This window comes from Acidiplasma cupricumulans (genome assembly GCF_001402935.1).
Taxonomy (GTDB): Archaea; Thermoplasmatota; Thermoplasmata; order Thermoplasmatales; family Thermoplasmataceae; genus Acidiplasma; species Acidiplasma aeolicum.
This window is the reverse complement of sequence record NZ_LKBH01000119.1, coordinates 1-1,160: the sequence shown is the minus strand read 5'-3', so window position 1 is coordinate 1,160 and position 1,160 is coordinate 1. Positions and strand designations below refer to the sequence as shown.

General features: G+C 25.9%; 1 protein-coding gene. It reads right to left on the bottom strand.

Annotated elements, in window-relative coordinates; genetic code table 11:
- Nucleotides 1–81: 81 nt before the first annotated feature.
- Nucleotides 82–855 (bottom strand): methyltransferase domain-containing protein, encoded by a 774-nt coding sequence (locus AOG55_RS03525; RefSeq protein WP_084779397.1) that lies wholly within the window; start codon nt 853–855, stop codon nt 82–84.
- Nucleotides 856–1,160 lie beyond the last annotated feature (305 nt).

Below are 1,160 nucleotides of genomic sequence, written 5' to 3'. Positions count from 1 at the left end.
TTTATTCTTAAACAAAAGAATACTTATATTAAATGGAAAAAAGTCTAAATTTTAAATCGCCAGTAACAATAAGAATATAAATTAAATTGATTTGCTTACTATAACAAGCCCATTATTATTTGGATTAAAAGGGGATGGATTTTCTATATTATTCATTACATCTATAACTTCCCAACCCGTGTTTATCAGCATTTTTGCCAAATCAGATAAATCATATAATATAACCTTTGTATTAAATTGACCTTCAAATTCTAAAGAATTGTTATTTAACTTATAATATTTCCTATTGCTTTCTATTAAGGAATTGAAATTTGAAATATTGTATTCTATTAAGACATATCCACTTTTTAGCTGTTTCCATGTTCTCTTAATGGGGTGACTTAATATAAAATTTCTGTGCCATGTTTCTAGCATGAAAATAGTTCCATTATGCGATAAGTCGTGTAACATCTTAAAAAAATTTATATCGTCATCCTGACTTTTATATCCTATACTTGTCCACCAGTTTAAAATTAAATCTGGGCTTTCATTTATAATTTTTTTTAGATTGTCAGTATACATATCTGCTTTGTATAGTTGAAATTTTTTATCCACTTTATAAATTTTACTCTTGGACTTGGCTATATTTAAAAGTTGATCAGATATGTCTACGCCTATTAAATTATACCCAAATTTAATCATTTCTATAGAAATACGACCTAACCCACAGGGTATATCCAAAACATTAGAAACATTGAATCCTTTCTTTTTTATATATTTATTAATGCTCATTGCTATTAATGGCGCTTCATCTTCCATTAGCATCATTTCATCCAAATATGTGGTGCTTGTGAATAGTTTTGTGTTATTATCCATATCTAGTGATGATACCTGAATTATTAAGTTTTATTGATAGCTTAAAGCGAAATACTCTTAAAGAGTTACAGAAATGATATCAATCCACAAAATACTATGAAAATAAGAGCTCATTATTGCAATTAAGTTATTTATAGCTAAAGTCAGTTGCATAATTCATTTCATTAAAATTTCAATTCATTATAAATCCCCTGTATAGTTAAATACAGGGAATTGATTAGTTTTTTATGACTCAAAACCTAATCAATTTTAAATCAAATAGAGATATAAGAAGGTATCGATATTTTAATTATAGAAAAAATTAT